At 72.2% G+C, this 17,911-nt stretch carries 13 protein-coding genes and 1 pseudogene; 9 read left to right on the forward strand and 5 right to left on the reverse strand.

The features are described from left to right. The first annotated feature begins 314 nt into the window (after positions 1-314). Complete coding sequence (locus AC3IF3_RS01465) at positions 315-1,019, forward strand: sigma-70 family RNA polymerase sigma factor (RefSeq protein WP_489219444.1); 705 nt, start codon at positions 315-317, stop codon at positions 1,017-1,019. 103 nt (positions 1,020-1,122) lie between these two features. Here AC3IF3_RS01465 and AC3IF3_RS01470 read toward each other — a convergent pair whose 3' ends face one another. Then, positions 1,123-2,514: an amidase gene (locus AC3IF3_RS01470; protein ID WP_489226911.1), complete on the reverse strand. Its 1,392-nt coding sequence runs from the start codon at positions 2,512-2,514 to the stop codon at positions 1,123-1,125. A gap of 5 nt (positions 2,515-2,519) precedes the next feature. Continuing rightward, entirely contained in the window at positions 2,520-4,121 is a 1,602-nt protein-coding gene (locus AC3IF3_RS01475) for an ABC transporter substrate-binding protein (protein WP_243967985.1), read from the reverse strand. 207 nt (positions 4,122-4,328) lie between these two features. Here AC3IF3_RS01475 and AC3IF3_RS01480 point away from each other — a divergent pair, with 207 nt between their 5' ends. The 4 genes from AC3IF3_RS01480 to AC3IF3_RS01495 are packed head-to-tail and all read left to right on the forward strand — an operon-like array spanning position 4,329 to position 11,104. Continuing rightward, entirely contained in the window at positions 4,329-5,873 is a 1,545-nt protein-coding gene (locus tag AC3IF3_RS01480) for an acetolactate synthase large subunit (RefSeq protein ID WP_489231211.1), read from the forward strand. Further along, entirely contained in the window at positions 5,870-8,461 is a 2,592-nt protein-coding gene (locus AC3IF3_RS01485) for a penicillin acylase family protein (protein ID WP_489226913.1), read from the forward strand. The genes AC3IF3_RS01480 and AC3IF3_RS01485 overlap by 4 nt, the downstream gene beginning before the upstream one ends. 31 nt (positions 8,462-8,492) lie before the next feature. Further along, complete coding sequence (locus tag AC3IF3_RS01490; protein ID WP_489226914.1) at positions 8,493-9,965, forward strand: M81 family metallopeptidase; 1,473 nt, start codon at positions 8,493-8,495, stop codon at positions 9,963-9,965. Further along, positions 9,962-11,104 (forward strand): M20/M25/M40 family metallo-hydrolase, encoded by a 1,143-nt coding sequence (locus tag AC3IF3_RS01495; RefSeq protein ID WP_489226915.1) that lies wholly within the window; start codon positions 9,962-9,964, stop codon positions 11,102-11,104. The genes AC3IF3_RS01490 and AC3IF3_RS01495 overlap by 4 nt, the downstream gene beginning before the upstream one ends. A 22-nt stretch (positions 11,105-11,126) precedes the next feature. On the opposite strand, the gene AC3IF3_RS01500 is transcribed toward AC3IF3_RS01495, so the two are convergent. Further along, positions 11,127-12,521, reverse strand: coding sequence for an amidase family protein (locus AC3IF3_RS01500; protein WP_489226917.1), 1,395 nt, complete (start codon positions 12,519-12,521; stop codon positions 11,127-11,129). A gap of 307 nt (positions 12,522-12,828) precedes the next feature. On the opposite strand from AC3IF3_RS01500, the gene AC3IF3_RS01505 reads away from it, so the two are divergent. Next, positions 12,829-12,990 (forward strand): hypothetical protein, encoded by a 162-nt coding sequence (locus tag AC3IF3_RS01505; RefSeq protein ID WP_243967991.1) that lies wholly within the window; start codon positions 12,829-12,831, stop codon positions 12,988-12,990. A gap of 51 nt (positions 12,991-13,041) precedes the next feature. Here the strand turns inward: AC3IF3_RS01505 and AC3IF3_RS01510 are convergent, their stop codons facing one another. After that, positions 13,042-13,950: a metallophosphoesterase family protein gene (locus AC3IF3_RS01510; protein WP_489226919.1), complete on the reverse strand. Its 909-nt coding sequence runs from the start codon at positions 13,948-13,950 to the stop codon at positions 13,042-13,044. Positions 13,951-14,027: 77 nt separating this feature from the next. Then, positions 14,028-14,525: pseudogene (locus tag AC3IF3_RS01515) on the reverse strand (VIT1/CCC1 transporter family protein); the annotation flags it as partial. A gap of 289 nt (positions 14,526-14,814) precedes the next feature. Between AC3IF3_RS01515 and AC3IF3_RS01520 the strand changes: the two are divergent. The 3 genes from AC3IF3_RS01520 to lpxK are packed head-to-tail and all read left to right on the forward strand — an operon-like array spanning position 14,815 to position 17,911. After that, entirely contained in the window at positions 14,815-15,600 is a 786-nt protein-coding gene (locus AC3IF3_RS01520) for a lysophospholipid acyltransferase family protein (protein ID WP_489226921.1), read from the forward strand. After that, positions 15,597-16,928 carry a 3-deoxy-D-manno-octulosonic acid transferase gene (locus AC3IF3_RS01525; RefSeq protein WP_489219451.1) on the forward strand — a complete coding sequence of 444 codons (1,332 nt, stop codon included), beginning with the start codon at positions 15,597-15,599 and terminating at the stop codon, positions 16,926-16,928. The genes AC3IF3_RS01520 and AC3IF3_RS01525 overlap by 4 nt, the downstream gene beginning before the upstream one ends. After that, positions 16,928-17,911, forward strand: a complete 984-nt coding sequence (lpxK, locus tag AC3IF3_RS01530; RefSeq protein ID WP_489219452.1) for a tetraacyldisaccharide 4'-kinase — start codon at positions 16,928-16,930, stop codon at positions 17,909-17,911. Before AC3IF3_RS01525 ends, lpxK begins: the two co-directional genes overlap by 1 nt.

Genomic DNA, 17,911 nt, shown 5'->3' on the forward strand with positions numbered 1-17,911 from the left:
CGCCCTCCTCGCAGGGTGCAGTGTGCACCCTCGGACGCCCCTCTGCCACCCCCGGAACGCGGTTTCGGGGCCCGCCATCGGGGCAGGGATCGAAGTGCAAACGCCGGCGGGGCGCCGCGACAATCCTTTGATCCGCCTGATTATTTTCCTGATGCGATCCGTCGGAACGGCGGTGAATACCAATGTCCGTGCCCGCCGGCGTGCTGGTCGTATCCACCGATACTGACCGTAGCGTTTGGTAACGGTTCATAATTCCACCGGTACCTAGGTTAGAGCGAATCCAGTATACCAGTACCAGGGATCAGGACACGTTCATGATCGACGACGCTGCGACGCCGCCGGCCGAGACCGAGAGCCCCCGGGGAGCGACGGGCTACGCCACGGCCATCGGCCAGCACCTCGCCCTGCCGATCCGGGACTATTTCAAGCTGGTCGAGCAGGAGCCGCTGCCGACACAGCTCGACGACCTCGTCGCGCGCTTCGAAGCGGCGGTGGCGGCGCACGGCCAGACCGTGGCCTTCGATTTCCGCAGTGACATCATCAAGGCGCTGCCGGCGTTGCGCACCTTCGCCCTGTCCCTGGCGGGGGATGTCAACCGGGCCGACGATCTCGTCCAGGAGACCTTCGTCAAGGCCTGGGCCAACCAGCAGCGGTTCCGCCCCGGGACGAACTTCACCGCGTGGCTGTTCACGATCCTGCGCAACCAGTTCTACTCGGACCTGCGCAAGACCCGGCGCGAGATCGAGGATGTCGACGGGACGCATGCGGGCCAGATGACCAGCCTCGCCGATCAGGAGGATGCCAGCACCCTCAAGGTGGTCTGGGCGCGTCTCGAAGGCCTGCCGGCTGCGCAGCGGCAGGCGCTGCTGCTGGTCGGCGCCGAGGGCCACACCTACGAGGAGGCGGCGAGCAAGCTCGGCTGCCAGGTCGGCACGGTGAAGAGCCGGGTCAGCCGGGCCCGGTCGTCGCTGCTCGGCACCCTCGGCGGTGTCGTGGCCGGACAGGCACCCGCGGCCTGAACGGCGCCCCGGCTCTTCGCGAATCTCACATTCTTCGGGCTGTCTTGCGGGGGTCTGGGGTTTGCTCAGCCGCTGACACGCGGGGCCGGAGGTCCCGCCCGTCTCACACCGGCGGCCGGCGCACATGCCACTCCGTCGCGCGCTGGTAGGCCTGCCCGATCCGGAGCGCCATCGCCTCCTCGTAGCCGCGGCAGACGATCTGGAGCGAGAGCGGCAGCCCGTCGGCGTTGAAGCCGTTCGGCAGGGCCAGGGCGCAGAGATCCAGCAGGTTGCCGAACCGGGTGAAGCGCGAAGGCAGGTGCGCCTCTTCGACAACGGCCAGCGGGACGGCGGCGGATTCCGTCGTGGGCGTCAGCAGGGCGTCGATCCCGTCCAGGGCGGCAGCGTAGAGCTGCTTCATCGCGGCGCGGCGGTGGAGCGTGGCGAGGTAGTCCTGGGCCGAAACCGTTGCGCCGGCCAGGATCCGGGCCCGCACGGCGTCGCCGAGGGGCGCGGATGGATCCTCCGCCAGGGCGCCGTTGACGAAGTAGGCCTCGGCATTGGTGATCCCGCTCATCGCCACGCAGTCGCTGAACCGGAACGGCAGGGTGACGTCCACGATTTCGGCCCCCTGCCCGGCCAGCAGATCGAGGGCCGCGTCGTAGGCGGCGAGCATGTCGGGGGCCACGCCCTCCCGTTCGATCGCGGGCATGCGGCCGAGGCGCAAGCCGCGCACCCCGCGGTTGAGCGTCGGCCAGGGGGAGTCCGGCGGGATGCCGCGGGTCGTCGGGTCCAGGGGATCGGGGCCGGAGATCGCCTCGTAGAGGAGCGCGGCATCCTCCACCGTGCGGGCGAGCGGACCGGGCGAGTCGAGCGTCGTCGAGAGCGGCACGATCCCCCAGGTCGAGACGCGCCCGACCGTCACCTTCAGTCCGGTGAGGCCGCAGAAGGCGGACGGCAGGCGCACGGAGCCGCCGGTATCGGTGCCGAGGCCCCAGGGCGCCATCCGGGCGGCTACCGCAACGCCGGTGCCGCTGCTCGATCCGCCCGGCGTGCGCGGCGCCTCAAGGTCCCAGGGGTTCCAGGGCGTGCCGAGATGCGGGTTGGTGCCCCAGCCGCCATAGGCGAACTCCACCGTGTGGGTCTTGCCCAGCACGATCATCCCCTGCGCGATCAGCCGCCGGGCGACGGTGGCGGTGCGTTCGGCCCGGCGGGCGCGGTGGGCGGCCGAGCCGCCCATGGTGATCCGGCCCTCCAGGTCGATCAGGTCCTTGAGCACCACCGGGACGCCGTGGAGCGGCCCCACCGCGTGGCCCGACCGGATCGCCCGGTCCGCCCCCTCTGCGGCGAGGCGGGCATCCGCGGAGAAGATCTCCGTGAAGGCCTGGAGCTTCGGCTCCAGCTGCGTGATCCGGCCCAAAAAAGCGTCGACCGCATCGACCGGCGACAGGGCTCGGGACCGGATCGCCCCGGCGAGTTCGGACGCGGAGGCGTGGACGGGATCGAGATCGGGCATCGGACTTACTGCACGCTGACGCGGGTGAGGTCGACGAACCAGGATTGCGGTGAGACGAAGCCGTGGATCTTCTTGGACATCCCGCGGGGGTTGAGGTCGTGGACGACGAACAGCCAAGGCGGATTGTCCACCAGCCTCTCGTGGGCGATCGTGGTCTGCGCGTCGATCACCTTCGCGTCGGTGGTCTCAGCGAGCGCCTTGAGGGCGGCGTCGAACGCATCGTCCTTCCAGGTGGGGAAGTTGAAGCCGTTCGGCGGGAAGCGGTCACCCGCGAAGTAGCGCGCCATCACGCTGGCATCGGAGGAGGGCGAGGAGACGTTGAGCGCCATCGAGCCCTGGAGGCTCTGCGCATCCGGCAGTGCCCGGCTCGAATTGAGCAACACCTGCCACTCGACCACGTTGAAGCTGAGTTCCACGTTGCAGGCCTGCTTCAGGTTCTCCTGCAGATACTCATTCATCGGCATCGGCAGCATCTGGCCCGAGCCGGAGGACGAGATCATCACCTTGAGGCTCAGGGGCTTCTTGTCGGTGTAGCCGGCTTCGGCCAGCAGAGCCTTCCCCTTGGCGGCGTCGAACGTGTAGCGATTCTTCGGCGAGCCGAAATTCGGATCCTTGTCGTTGAGCCATCCCGCGGCCGGCTCCGCCGTGCCGTTCAGGAGCTCGACGATGCCGGCCCGGTCGACGCAGTAGTTCAGGGCCTGCCGGACGCGCACGTCCTTGAGCGGGCTGTCCTTGGCGCCGATGTTGTAGATGTAGGGCCACACATGCGGGTACGAGCCCGTCGTGATGGTGAAGCCCGCCTGCTTGAGGGACGGGATGGCATCGGGGGCCGGAACCTCGATCCAGTCGACCTGACCCGAACGCAGGGCGGCGACCCGGGCGTTGGCCTCGGGGATCGGCAGCAGCCGGACCCGGTCGACCTTGGCCATCCGGTTCGGATCCCAGTAGCCGTCGTACTTGGCGAGGTCGACCGCCTCCCGCGGGGCGACGCGGGTGATCTTGAACGGCCCGGTTCCGGCCGCCGGAAGTGCGGCCACCTTGCTCCAGTCGCGGCCCGCCTTCTCGAAGGAGGCCGGCGCGGTGAACAGCAGGTAGACCACCATGTAGGGGAAGTAGGACGCGACCTGCGTCGTGGTGATCTGGACGGTCGCGTCGTCGATCTTCTTGTAGCTGCCGACCAGCGGCGCCCGGGCCCGGGAGATGCCGGCACCCTGTGCCTCGAATTGCGGGCTGTCGTTCTTGAAGTAGCGGTCGAGGTTCCAGATCACCGCGTCGGCGTTGAACGGCGTGCCGTCATGGAACTTGACACCCTGGCGCAAGTGGAAGGTCCAGATCGTCCTGTCGGTCGGGTCCTGCTCCCAGCGTTCGGCGAGCGCCGGAACGATGCCCGCGAGCTTGGTCGTGCTGGTCAGGTCCCACTGCACCAGCCCCTCGAAGATCGGGTAGCCGAGGAAGCGCATGCCCTCGAAGCCGTTATTGGGCATGCCCGTCGTCGTCGGGATGTCCGTGGCGGTCATGGCGATGCGCAGCACGCTCTCGGCGCTGGCCGGGCCGGCCAGGGCCACGGGACCGACCAGGGCGGCTGCAATCAGGTGGCGAAATGTCATCGGATCCCATCGTCGAAGTCGCGGCGCGCCAACCGCAAATCCCGCGCCAGCCCCCGGCATAGTCCCCGCGTCGGGCGAAGAGGAGGTGTCAGGCCTCGCCCCTTGCGCGGCGCGTCGGCTGCGCCACGATAATAAAAAATGCGTGTCGCCGGCCGCGCCGGCCGGACCGAGAGGGAGCCGCCCGTGACCGATGGGATTCCAAGCGCGATGAACGGGGCCGAGAGCCTGGTCCGGACCCTCGTGGCCGGCGGGGTCGAGGTCTGCTTCACCAATCCCGGCACCTCCGAGATGCATTTCGTCGCCGCCCTCGACCGGGTCGAGGGCATGCGCTGCGTGCTGTTCCTGTTCGAGGGCGGTGCCACCGGCGCGGCCGACGGCTACGCCCGCATGACCGACACGCCGGCCTCGACCCTGCTCCACCTCGGGCCGGGCCTCGCCAACGGCCTCGCCAACCTCCACAACGCCAAGAAGGCGCGCACCCCGGTCGTCAACATCGTCGGCGAACACGCGACCTATCACCGGGAGTACAACGCGCCGCTGACCTCGGACATCGAGGGGCTGGCCCGGCCGATGTCGTCCTGGGTGCGGACCGGGATGAGCGCCGCCGAGATTGGCCCGGACGGCGCCGCCGCCATCGCGGCCGCCCGCACCGCCCCGGGGCAGGTCGCGACCCTGATCCTCCCGGCCAATACCGCCTGGGATCCCGGCACCGGCCCCGCCCCCGTGCCGCCGGTCCCCGAGCGGGCGAAGGCCGGCGACGACGCGGTCGCGGCGGCCGTCGCGGCGCTCCGGAGCGGCGAGCCGGTGCTGCTGCATCTTGGCGACCGGGCGGTGCGTGGGGAGGGCCGGGTGATCGCCGACCGGATCGCCCGCAGGACCGGCGCGACGCTGATGGCGATGACCTCCAATTCCCGGATCGACCGCGGTGCCGGCACCGTGCCGATCGAGCGCCTGCCCTACCCGATCGACCAGGGCATCGCGGCCCTGAAGGAGTTTCGGCACATCATCCTGATCGGCGCGACGCCCCCGGTCGGCTTCTTCGCCTATCCCGGCAAGCCGAGCCTGCTCGCCCCCGAGGGCAGCACGACGATCACCCTGGCCACCCCAGAGGAGGACCAGATCGACGCCCTGGAGCGGCTGGCCGAGGCCGTCGCGGCTCCGCCCGCCGAGCCCGTCCCGGTGGCGCCGCGGCCGAAGCTCCCGGCCTCCGGGCCCCTCGACCAGGACACGATCGGGCAGGTGCTCGGCGCGCTGATCCCGGAGGGCGCGGTGATCTGCGACGAGTCGATCACCACGGGCCGCAACTTCTTCGCCCTCACCCGGGATGCCGCGCCCCATACCTGGCTCCAGCTCAGCGGCGGCTCGATCGGGCTCGGCATCCCGATGGCCACGGGCGCGGCCATCGCCTGCCCGGACCGCAAGGTCATCAACCTCCAGGCCGATGGCAGCGGCCTCTACACCGTGCAGGCGCTCTGGACTCAGGCGCGCGAGCGCCTCGACGTGGTGACGCTGGTCTGGTCGAACCGCTCCTACGCGATCCTGCGGGCGGAACTCGCCAATGTCGGCGCCCACAATCCCGGCCCGAAGGCGCTGGGCATGCTGAGCCTCGACGATCCGGCGGTGGATTGGGTCAGCCTCGCCAAGGGCTTCGGGGTCGAGGCGCGACGCGTCGAGACGCTGCCCGACTTCATCGACGCCTTCCAGCACGCGCTGGCCAACAGGGGCCCGCACCTGATCGAAGTGGCCCTGTGAGCGGGGCCAAGTACGCCCTCCCCGGGCTCGAAGGCCCGGTCGAGATCCGCGTCGACCGCTGGGGGCTGGCGCATATCCGGGCGGGGACCGCCCTCGACGCCTTCCGGGCTCAGGGCTTCAACGCGGCGCGGGACCGGCTCTGGCAGCTCGACCTCTGGCGCAAGCGCGGCCTCGGCCTGCTGGCGGCGGATTTCGGGCCCGGCTACCTCGCCCAGGACCGCGCCGCCCGGCTGTTCCTCTACCGGGGCGACATGGCCGCCGAATGGGCCGCCTACGGGCCACAGGATACGCAGGCCATCGTCACCGCCTTCGTGGAGGGGCTCAACGCCTACGTGGCGCTCACCGAGGCCCGGCCGGAATTGCGGCCGCCGGAATTCGCCCTGACGGATACGCGCCCCGCCCGTTGGCAACCGGAGGACGTGGTGCGCATCCGCAGCCACGGGCTGGTGCGCAACGTCCTCTCCGAGGTCGCCCGCGCCAAGGTGCTGGCCCGCGCGGAATCCCGGGAGGCCGGTCTCGCCGCAGACGACCTGCGCAAGCGCATCAGCCCACCGCACGATCCGGTGGTGCCGGGCGGGATCGACGCTGCCGCCTGGCCGGACGATCTCCTGGACGCGTTTCGTCTGGCCACCGCCACGGTCGGGTTCAGCCCTGAGCGGATGGCGGCCTCCCGCGACGAGGCCTCGGACTGGTCCAAGGTCGACGCGCACGGCGCCGTCACGCGGGGGAAGCGCGCCGTCCCGAAGGAGCCGGCCGAGGGCTCGAACAATTGGGTGGTCGGACCCGCCCGCACCGAGACCGGCCGCCCGATCCTGGCGAGCGACCCGCACCGGGTCTACCTGCAGCCCTCCCTGCGCTACGCGGTCCATCTCACCGCCCCGGGGCTCGACGTGATCGGGGCCGGCGAGCCGGCGCTCCCCGGCATCTCCATCGGCCACAATGGGCAGGCCGCGTTCAGCCTCACCATCGCGCCGATGGACCAGGAGGATCTTTTTGTCTGCGAAACCGATCCGGCGGATCCGGACCGCTACAGGTACGATGGCGGCTGGGAGCGGATCGCGCGCAACGTGGAGAACATTCCGGTGCGCGGCGGGCCGGACGAGACCGTGGTGCTGGGCTTCACCCGGCACGGGCCGGTCATCCGCGAAACACCGGGCCTGGCCTTCGCCCTGCGGACCGTCTGGTCCGAGCCCGGCGCTGCCGCCTATCTCGGCAGCCTCGCCTATCTCGGCGCCACCAGCCCCGAGGCCTTCGGCGCGGCCCTGCGCTACTGGTCGGCGCCTTCGGTGAACCAGCTCTATGCCGACGCCACGGGCCGGATCGCGTGGTTCATGGCCGGCAAGGCACCGGTCCGCCCGGCCCATGACGGGCTGCTGCCGGTCCCGGGCGACGGCCGCTACGACTGGGCCGGGTTCCACGACCCGGACACCCTGCCCCGGAGCATCGACCCGGAGGCGGGCTGGTTCGCCACCGCCAACGAGATGAACCTGCCGCCGGATTATCCGGCCGAGGCGCGGAAGGTCGGGTTCGAATGGGCCGAGCCCTGGCGGGCCCGCCGCATCCGGGCGGTGCTCGGCGGCCAGACGCGCCACAGCCTCGCGGATTCGCAGGCCCTCCAGGGCGATGCCTTCTCCGAACCGGCCCTGCGCCTCGCCGATCTCATCCGGGCGCTGCCGGCGGCAGTGAATCCAGATTTCGCTGCGGCCCGAGCCCTGCTGGCCCCGTTCGACGGTGGGCTGCACCCGGATTCCGCCGCGGCCGCCCTCGTCGAGGTGTTTTGGGTGCATCACCTGCGCCCGGCCCTGCTCAAGGCGCTCGCGCCCGATGCCGAGACGCGCCGCCTGCTGCCGCCCGGCGACACCCAGAGCCTGATCGAGCGGCTGGAAACCGGCCTCGACCCCGTGACCCGCGATGCGCTGCTGGCGGACGCCCTCCGGGCCGCGTTCCGGGACTGCCTGGACCGGCTGGGGCCGGATCCGATGGGGCGGTTCACTGTGGATGCAGTGGGCACCCTCCCTCCCCCCTCTGCGGGGGAGGGTGGCCCTCGCGTCAGCGAGGGTCGGGAGAGGGGAACCCGGCTTCCGGAAGAGGCGCACGCGGCGGGCAGGGCGCAGCCCTGTTCTGCGCCGTCGCTCCCCTCTCCCGACCCGCTTCGCGGGCCACCCTCCCCCGCAGAGGGGGGAGGGAAATCCGTGGAGACGACCGCCCGCGATGCCGGCTGGTCCTGGGGCCGCCTGCATCACGCCCTGTTCGCCCATCCCCTCACCGCCGTGAGGCCCGATCCGGCCTGGGATGTCGGTCCGCTGCCCGTGGGCGGGTCCGCGGCATCGGTCATGCACGCGGAGTACCGGACCGACACGTTCCGGCTCACCCACGGCGCCTCGTTCCGCATGGTCGTGGATGTGGGTGACTGGGACCGCTCGGTCTTCATCAACGTGCCGGGCCAGTCGGGGAATCCCGAGAGCCCGCACTACGCCGACCTCGCCCCGATCTGGAGGCGTCAGGACCATGTGCCGATGCTCTACGGCCGCGCGGCCGTGGACGCGGCGACCGAGACCATCATCACCCTGACGCCGGGCTCCCCCTGACCCGGCGGCGGGGACCGAACGGGACAGGACCTTGAAGATCTTCATCGCAGGCCTCGCCACCGAGACCAACACCTTCGCGCCGCTGCCCACCGGCCGTGCCGCCTTCCGCGCCGACTACGCCCGCCGGGACGGGACGCGGAACCCGCCGAGCCTCAGCAATATCGGCCTCAAGGCCTGGCGCACGATGGCCGAGGCTGACGGGCACAGCGTGATCGAGAGCCTCTCGACCTTCGCCCAGCCCGGCGGGATCACGCTCCGGGACGTCTATGAAGAGTTGCGCGATGCCCTGCTGGCGGACCTCAAGGCGGCGATGCCGGTGGACGCGGTGCTGCTGTTCATGCACGGCGCCATGGGGGCCGAGGGCTACGACGATTGCGAGGGCGACACCCTGGAGCGGGTTCGCGCCCTCGTCGGGCCGGACACCACGATCGGCGTCGAACTCGACCTGCACTGCCACCTCACCGAGACGATGAGGCGAAACGCCGACGTCATCGTGATCTACAAGGAATACCCGCACACCGACATCGTCGACCGCGCCCGCGATCTCTATCCGCTGGTGATCCGGACCGTCTCAAAGGAAATCCGGCCCGTGATGGCCTATGCCGATTGCCGGATCATCAACATGTGGCGCACCAGCCGCGAGCCGGTCGCGGGCTTCGTCCGCCGGATGGAATCGCTGGAAGGGAGGGATGACATCCTGTCGGTCTCCTTCGGGCACGGCTTCCCGTGGGGCGACGTGCCCGATGTCGGCGCCAAGATGCTCGTCGTCGCCGACGGCGATGCCGCCAAGGCCCAGGCCCTGGCCGACGACCTCGCCGCCGCCGTCTGGGCGATGCGGGAGGCGGCGGCCAGCCGCTGCGACAGCATCGATGCGGCCATCGACGCGGCGCTGGCCTCCACCGACCCGCGCCCGATGGTGCTCGCCGACTTCGCCGACAATGCCGGCGCGGGCGCGCCCTCGGACAACACCGCGATCCTGGCCCGCCTCGCGGAGCGCGCCGTCAAGGACGTGGCGCTCGGCCTGATCTGGGATCCCGGCGCGGTCGGCATCTGCCACGAGGCCGGGCTCGGGGCGACCTTCACGTTGCGGATCGGCGGCAAGTGCGGCGTGACCTCGGGCGATCCCGTCGACCTGCGGATCACCGTGCGCGGCCTCTCGGACGATCACAGCCAGACCGGCCTCAGCGGCGGCCGGGCCCATCTCGGCCCCGCCGCCTGGGTCGAGGCTAACGGGATCCACGTGGTGCTGACCCACAGGCGCCAGCAGGCCTTCGCGCCGGACGCCTTCACGGGGCTCGGGCTGACCCTCGCCGACAAGCGGATCGTCGTGGTGAAGTCGATGCAGCATTTCTACGCCGCCTTCGCGCCCATCGCGAGCGCGGTGCGCTACGTGGCGGCCCCCGGAGCCGTCCCGCCGGATTACGGCGCGATTCCCTACACCAAGCGATCCGGCGCCTACTGGCCGCGGGTCGCCGATCCCTTCGCCGCGGAGGCCGCCCGATGATCCCGGATCTGCCCGTCGAGGCCCAGGACATCCTGGCGACCCTGCGCCCCTGGGTCGAATGCGAGAGCCCGACCCACGACGCGGCCGCGGTCAACCGGATGATGGGCCTCGCCGCCCGCGACCTCGCCGTCGCGGGGGCCCAGGTCGAGACGATTCCCGGCCGGATGGGCCTGAGCGACTGCGTCCGCGCCCGCTTCCCGCACCCGCGGCGGGACGTGCCCGGCATCCTGGTGCTCGGCCATCTCGACACGGTGCATCCGGTGGGCACCCTCGGGAGCCTGCCGTGGCGGATCGAGGGCAATCGCGCCTACGGGCCGGGCATCCTCGACATGAAGGGTGGCAACGTCATCGCGCTGGCGGCGATCCGCGCGCTCGCGGCGGCGGGAGTCGAGACGCCGCTGCCCGTGACCGTGCTGTTCACCGGCGACGAGGAAGTCGGCAGCCCCTCGACCCGCGACCTGATCGAGGCCGAGGCCGCCCGCCACGCCTTCGTGCTGGTCCCCGAGCCCGGCCAGCCGGAGAACGGCGTGGTCACCGGCCGCTACGCCATCGCGCGCTTCGACCTGGAGGCCCGAGGCCGCCCGAGCCACGCCGGATCCGCGCCCCACGAGGGGCGCTCGGCGATCCGCGCGATGGCGCGCATGATCCTCGCCATCGACGCCCTGTCGGATGGCGACTGCACCGTCTCCACCGGCATCGTCTCCGGCGGCCAGTGGGTGAACTGCGTTCCGACGCTCTGCCGCGGGCAGGCGCTGAGCATGGCCAAGCGCCAGGCCGATCTCGACCGCGGCGTCGCGCGGATGCTGGCCCTGTCGGGGGAGGAGGACGGGGTCCGCTTCACGGTGACCCGGGGCGTGACCCGCCCGGTCTGGGAGCCGGATGCCGGCTGCCTGGCCCTCTACGCCCGGGCCCGGGCCTTGAGCGAGGCCTTGGGCCAGCCCCTGCCCCACCGCAGCGCCGGCGGCGGCTCGGACGGCAATTTCACCGGCGCCAACGGCATCCCGACCCTCGACGGTCTCGGGCCCCTCGGCCAGGGCTACCACACCCTGGAGGAGCACGTCCTGATCGAGACCCTACCGCAGCGGGCACGGCTGTTCGCGGCTCTGCTGGCCGATCTCGGCCCGGGCGGGCAGGCCTGAGCCCTGCCCCTACGCCCCGGCGTCAGGCCGGATCGACCGGCATCTCGGGCACGCCGGCCGCCTCGATGGCCGCGCCAGCGGCAAGGCACAGGTCCTCCCGGTAGCGGGCCGCCACGAGTTGCACGCCCACGGGGGTCCGGCCGACGAGACCGGTGGTGACGGTGAGCGCCGGGATGCCGAGGGGCGCCAGCCCGACCTGGAGGAGGTTCGCCTCGAAGGCCCGGGCGATTCCGGCATCGCCCGTGCAGTCGAGCCCGTCCGGGAACGGGAGCTCGGCCGAGACCGGTACCAGCAGGACCGGGTTCTCGGCGAGGAACAGCGACCAGGCCCGGGCCAAGGTGGCCCGCCGGGTAAGCGCCGCTGCGATCGCGTCGGGGGTCATCGCCTCGGCCTGCGGCCGGAAGCTGTCCAGCAGGCCGATCGCGGCGGGATCGCCTTCCCGCTCCGCCGCGGCACACAGGGCCGCGAAGCCGTCGCCCAGCCAGAGCTGGAGCTGCAGCGCGCTCGCCTCCCGGATCGGCGGCGTGTCGTCGATCTCCGTGACCGCCCAGCCGGCCTCGGCCAGGCGCCGCGCCGACTCCCGCAGGGCCGTCTCCACCTCCGGAACGACCGCGAGGCCCCCGGGCCGCACGCACAGGGCGACCCGGTGCGGGACGGCCGGACCGCCGAGGGGCGCGGGCACCCACCACGGGTCGCGCGGATCCGGGGCCGCCATGACCTCCAGCGCGAGGCGCAGATCCGCGATGCTGCGGGCGAGCGGCCCCGACACCGCCATCAGCTGCGGCCCGATCCCGCGCTCCGGCGCGGTCGGGTTCCAGGCCGGGATCCGGCCGAGGCTCGGACGCAGCCCGTGGACCCCGCACGCATAGGCCGGGTAGCGCACGGACCCGGCGATGTCGGTGCCGTGGGCCAGCGCGCCGATCCCGGCCGCCACCGCCGCCCCGGCGCCCCCCGACGAGCCCCCCGGGGTGAGCGCCGGATCGCGCGGGTTCTTCGTGGCGCCGTGCAGCTGGTTGGTGGTGAACCAGCGCAGCGAGAAGGCGGGCGTGTTGGTGCGCCCGAGCAGCACTGCCCCGGCGCGACGGAGATTTCCCACGACCGGGTTGTCCTCCACGGCGACGAGGTCGCGCTGGAGGCGCAGTCCGTTCGTCGTGGCGAAGCCGCGCTGGTCGACGTTCACCTTCACGGTCACCGGCACGCCCGCCAGCGGCCCCAGGATTTCGCCCCGGGTCCGGGCGGCATCGACCGCGTCGGCCTGCGCCAGCACCTCCTCCGGACGGTGCTCGACCACGGCGTTGATCCGGCCGTTGACGGCATCCAGGCGATTGAGGGCCGCCTGCGCAACCTCCCGGGCCGAGACCTGGCCGGTCCGGATCAGGGCCGCGAGGTCGGTCGCCGTCAGACGCCAGAGCTGCATGGGGTATCCTTTGGAACGTCCCGGAAGGGCCGGGTCCGACCTGCGATTCGGGGCGAACGCGGGGTGTGGCCACCTTATTCAATATGCAGGCCAGCCGCCGCATTTTTGCGCATCCGCGGATCGCCAGTATCGGCAAGGGTTTGCCGCATTGCAGCAGAATTACCTAAGCATTCATCCGTATCGAGCCCTTGCTACCGCGACGACGATAGCTAACCTGCCGTCTGTTCGCGCGTTCGACCGATCAATCCGAAAAAAGGATCGCTCTCCTCAGTCCACGGCAACCCACCTCCAGCGAAGGCAGAGACCCATGGCACAGGTGATTCGCGTCAAGCCGACGCACGACGGCACCTATACGGTCTATCGCGGGACACTCGCGTTGATCTGCGGTCTGACCCGGCTCCAGGCCGAGCGCTACGAGGCCAGCCTCACCCGGCAGCAGCGCACCAATATGACGGCCGCCGGCGCCTGATCGGGGCTGCCGATCGACGGGCCGGCGCGACCGATGCGCCGGTCGGACGAATCAGGTCAGATCGACGGGGCCGAGATCGCAGATCGCCCCCTCCGCGCCGAGGCCCCGGCGCCGGGCCGCCAGCGTATAGCCGTCCCCGGCCCGGTCGATGTCGTACAGGACGTAGGAGGCCCGGCGCGCGGCGAGTGCCCCGTGCCCGTCCGCCCGGGCCGAGGCCGAGGGGACCCCGACGATCGGCACGGCGCGGCCGTCCGGACCCGGGATGGCGGCCGTGCTGATGACGTGGTTGTGGCCGTGCAGGATCAGGTCGGCGCCGGCGCGCCCGATCATCGCCGTGAAGGCCGCCGCGTCCTTCAGCTCGCGCCCCGGCGCGGCGCCCCCCGGCTGCGGCGGGTGATGGATCATGACCACGCGGAACGGCCGGCCCGGCTCAGTGGCGAGTGCCCGGAGCAGGACCTCGGCCGCGGCCAGTTGCGGCGCGCCGAGGCGTCCGGTGGCCACGAACGGTTTCGTCGGGATCGCGCTGGAGAGACCGACCAGCGCGAGCGGCCCCCGCCGCCTGAGATAGGGGAAGCGGCCCCACGACCCCGAATCGTCGCTGGTGAAGCGGCTGCAGGCGGCGAGCAGTCCCTCCAGGGAGCCGCGGACATAGGCGTCGTGATTGCCCGGCACGAAGCTCACCGCGTCGGGCGTGCCCAGCGCCTCCAGGAAGGTGCGCGCCGTCTCCCACTCGCTCGGCAGGCCGATGTTGCACAGGTCCCCGGTGCAGGCGACGTGCCCGGCCCCCTGCATCTTCAGGTCGGCCACGAGGGCCTCGAGCACGGCCATGTCGTGGCTGCGCGAGCGGCCGCGCCGCCAGTTGGCATAGCCGGTGGCCCGCTTGCCGATGAGCTGATGCAGGCGCACCCGGCCGAGGGGGCCGACATGCGGGTCGCTGAGGTGGGCGAGGCGGAAGGTCAACGCCGGAGGTCACGCGCGAGTCGGCCGGGAGCGGCCCTGAAAATACGGCCCCGGCATCGCGGGCGCGGGCAGCGCCGTCAAGCGCTCCCGATGAGGATCCCCGTCGCGAGCACCAGGGCGCCGCCGAGCATCACCTGCATGGCCGCCCGCCAGAACGGCGTCGCCATGAACCGCGTGCGGATCGCCGCGATGGCGATGAGTTCGACCACCACGACGAGCACCGCGAGGGTCGTGGCCAGGACGAAGGGATTCGGCCAGCCCGCAGGCAGCGTGTCGGGGATCGCGTAGGGCAGCGTGTGGCCGAGGCCCCCGAGCGTCGTCATCACGCCGCAGACGAGGCCGCGGATCCACGGGTCGCCGCGGCCGGTGACGCTGCCGTCGTCCGAGAGGGCCTCGGTGAAGCCCATGCTGATCCCGGCGCCCACGGAAGCCGCGAGACCGACGAGGAACGTCGCGCCGTTGTGTCCCGTGGCGAAGGCCGCCGCGAAGATCGGCGCGAGGGTCGAGACCGAGCCGTCGATCAGGCCGGCCAGGCCGGGTTGCACGTAGCGCAGGACGAAGGCGCGACGCGCATCCGCGGCCAACGCGGCGGTATCCTCGAGAACGGCTGCCATTCCGAAATTCCTTTCTAGACTGATTCCAATCTATAGGCTGGAATAAATCTAAACAAGGCATCTCGCCGTGTTTTCGCCGCGCGACGGGAGCATCGGCGGCGCCCGAGCGACCGGCGACCCAGGCACGCCGCTCTCACAGGTTGTGATCCAGGCCGATTGTTTCGTCTCAGGCGCGGGGGCTAGATCATGCGCGATCGATTGCGATCCGGAACCGATCGGGCGATGGCGGTTCGGCCATCCCGGGCATGACATGAGCCTCGGCAAACGTTTCCTGCGTCACCCCGTCGTGCAGCGCGCGCTCGGTCGCCTCGCGGCGTCCTATCTGCGGCTGGTGCAGCGGACCAACCGCTTCGCGATCCAGGCCGGCGGCACGCCGACCGGGCGGGTCGACGCCTGGATGGACGCGCGCACGCCGCTCATCGCCGGCATGTGGCACGGCCAACACATCATGATGCCGTTCATGCGCCGACCGAGCGACCGGGTCGCCACGATCATCTCGCGGAATGCGGACGGCAACATCAACACCATCGCGCTGGAACGGCTCGGCGTGCGCGTGATCCGGGCCTCCGGCGCCCGAGGCCGGAGCCGGGCGACCGACGTTCGCGCCAAGGGCGGGGCCGAGGGGCTCCGGGCCATGCTGCGGGCGCTCAGGGACGGCGAATCAGTGGCCTTCAGCGCGGACGTGCCGAAGCTCTCGCGCCGGTGCGATGCCGGGATCCTGACCCTGGCGCGCCTCTCCGGACGGCCCATCGTCCCGGCCGCCGTCGTGACGAGCCGGCATCTGCGCTTCCGATCGTGGGACCGCGCCTGCCTCGGCCTGCCCTTCGGACGCGGCGCGATCGTCCTGGGCGACCCGATCTATGTCCCGCGCGACAGCGCCGGGGAGGCCTTCGAGAGCCTCCGGCGCTTCGTCGAATCCGAGATGGACCGGGTCCATGCGCGCGCCTACGCGATGGTCGGACGCGCCGACCGGGCGGCGCTCTACCGCGCGGCGTCGCCGGCCGCCGCGTCGGCGCCGATGGGAGACGCCGCGTGAGGCGCCCGTCCGTGACCCTGCCCCTGCAGGTCTACCGGGCCGGGCTGCGGATCGGCGAGCCGGCGCTGACCGGGCTGCTGGCGTGGCGGGCCCAGCGCGGCAAGGAGGATCCGTTGCGCCTCTCCGAGCGGCGCGGCCTGCCCGGCCGGGCCCGCCCGGTCGGGCCGTTGGCCTGGATGCACGGCGCGAGCGTCGGCGAATCGCTGTCGCTGATCGGGCTCGTGGAGGGCATGATCGGCCGCGGCTTCTCCGTGCTGGTGACCACGGGCACGCGGGCGGCCGCCGAGCTGATCGGCGCCCGCCTGCCGGTCGGCGCGGTCCATCAATACATGCCCCTCGACGCGCCGCGCTGGATGGGGCGCTTCCTGGACCATTGGCAACCGAACCTCGCGGTCATCGCCGAATCGGAGATCTGGCCCAACACGATCCTGGCGCTGGACGAGCGCGAGATCCCGCTGATCCTGGTCAACGGCCGCATGTCGGCGCGCTCGTTCCGCGGCTGGGAGCGCTGCCCGCGCACCGCCAAGGCGCTGCTGTCGCGGATCGCCATCTGCCTCGCCCAGACCCAGGAGGACGGGGAACGCTTCGCCAAGCTGGGCGCGCCGCGGGTGAGCATCGCCGGGAACCTGAAGTTCGACGCGCCGGTGCCGCCGGCCGATCCGCAGCAACTGGCCTATCTCGGCGCCATGGTGGCCGGGCGGCCGATCTGGATCGCGGCGAGCACCCATTCCGGCGAGGAGGCCATGATCGCCTACGCGCACGCGCTCCTGAAGGAGCGGTTCCCGCAGCTTCTGACCCTGATCGCCCCGCGGCACCCGGTCCGGGGGGAGGAGGTCGTCGCGTGCGCGACCACGCTGGGCCTGCGCAGCGCCCGGCGCTCGGCCGGGGGGCGGCCCCATCCCTCCGTAGACATCTACGTCGCCGACACGATCGGCGAGCTGGGCCTGTTCTACCGGCTCGCGCCCTTGGGGTTCCTCGGCGGATCGCTGGTCCCGCGGGGCGGCCAGAACCCGATCGAGCCGGTGCGCCTCGATACGGCGGTGCTGCACGGCCCGCACATCGAGAATTTCGGGGCGGTTTATCAGGCCCTCGACCGTGCCGGGGGGGCCGTGGCGGTGCAGGACGGCGTCGAGCTCGCGGCGATCGTGGGTGAACTCCTCGGGGATCGGGCCCGGCTTGCCGGCATGGCGCGGGCCGGGCAGGACGCCCTGCGGCCGTTCGAGGGGGCGGTGGCCCGCACCCTCGCGGTACTCGATCCGTTCGTCGCCCAGATGAAGCTGCAGCGCCTCGACCGCGGCGGCCGCGTGCGCCCGCTCGCGCGGGCCTGATGCGGCCCCCGGGCTTCTGGCAGGCGGGGCCGGATCACCCGTGGGCGCGCGTCCTGGCCCCGGTCGGGGCGGCCTACGGGGCGCTCACGGCCCGGCGCATGGATCGGGTGGGGGTATTGGCGGGGTGTCCGGTCCTGTGCCTGGGCAACTTCACCCTCGGGGGCGCCGGCAAGACCCCCGCGGCGCTGGCGGTCGCGGCGCTGCTCGCCGAACTCGGCCGTCGCCCGGCTTTCCTGTCCCGCGGCTACGGCGGCCGGACGGCCGGTCCGGTGCGGGTCGACCCCGACCGGCACGCCGCCGCGGAGGTCGGCGACGAGCCGTTGCTCCTCGCCCGCCGGGCGCCGACGGTGGTGTCGCGCCACCGCCCGGCGGGGGCCGCCCTGTGCCGCCACCTCGGCGCCGATGCCATCGTGATGGATGACGGGCTGCAGAACCCGTCCCTCGCCAAGGATCTCAGCCTGGCCGTCATCGACGCGGCCGTCGGCCTCGGCAACGGGCTGCCCGTCCCGGCGGGCCCGCTGCGCGCGCCGCTGGCCCGGCAATGGCCGCATGTCGGCGGTCTGATCGTGATCGGCGACGGCGCGCCGGGCGACGGGATCGCCCGGGCGGCGGAGAGCCGGGGCCTGCCAATCCTCCGGGCGCGCCTGGTCCGGGAGTCGGAGGCGCTGGCGGGGCGGCGCTGCCTCGCCTTCGCGGGGATCGGGCGCCCGGACAAGTTCTTCGCGACGCTGGCCGAAGCGGGCGCGGTGATCGCCGGGCGCCGTGCCTTCCCGGATCATCACCCCTATCGGGACGCGGAGCTGACGGCCCTGGCCGGGGAGGCGCTCCGGCTCGGGGCCGATCTCGTCACCACCGAGAAGGACGCCGCGCGCCTGCCCCCGAGCTTCGCGGCCCGGGTGCGCGTGCTGCGCGTGCGCCTCGTCCTCGACGACCCGGAGACCCTGCGCCGGCTGCTGCGGCGCGCGCTCGAACCCGCCCCGTGA

The sequence above is a fragment of the Methylobacterium sp. J-118 genome (assembly GCF_057836565.1).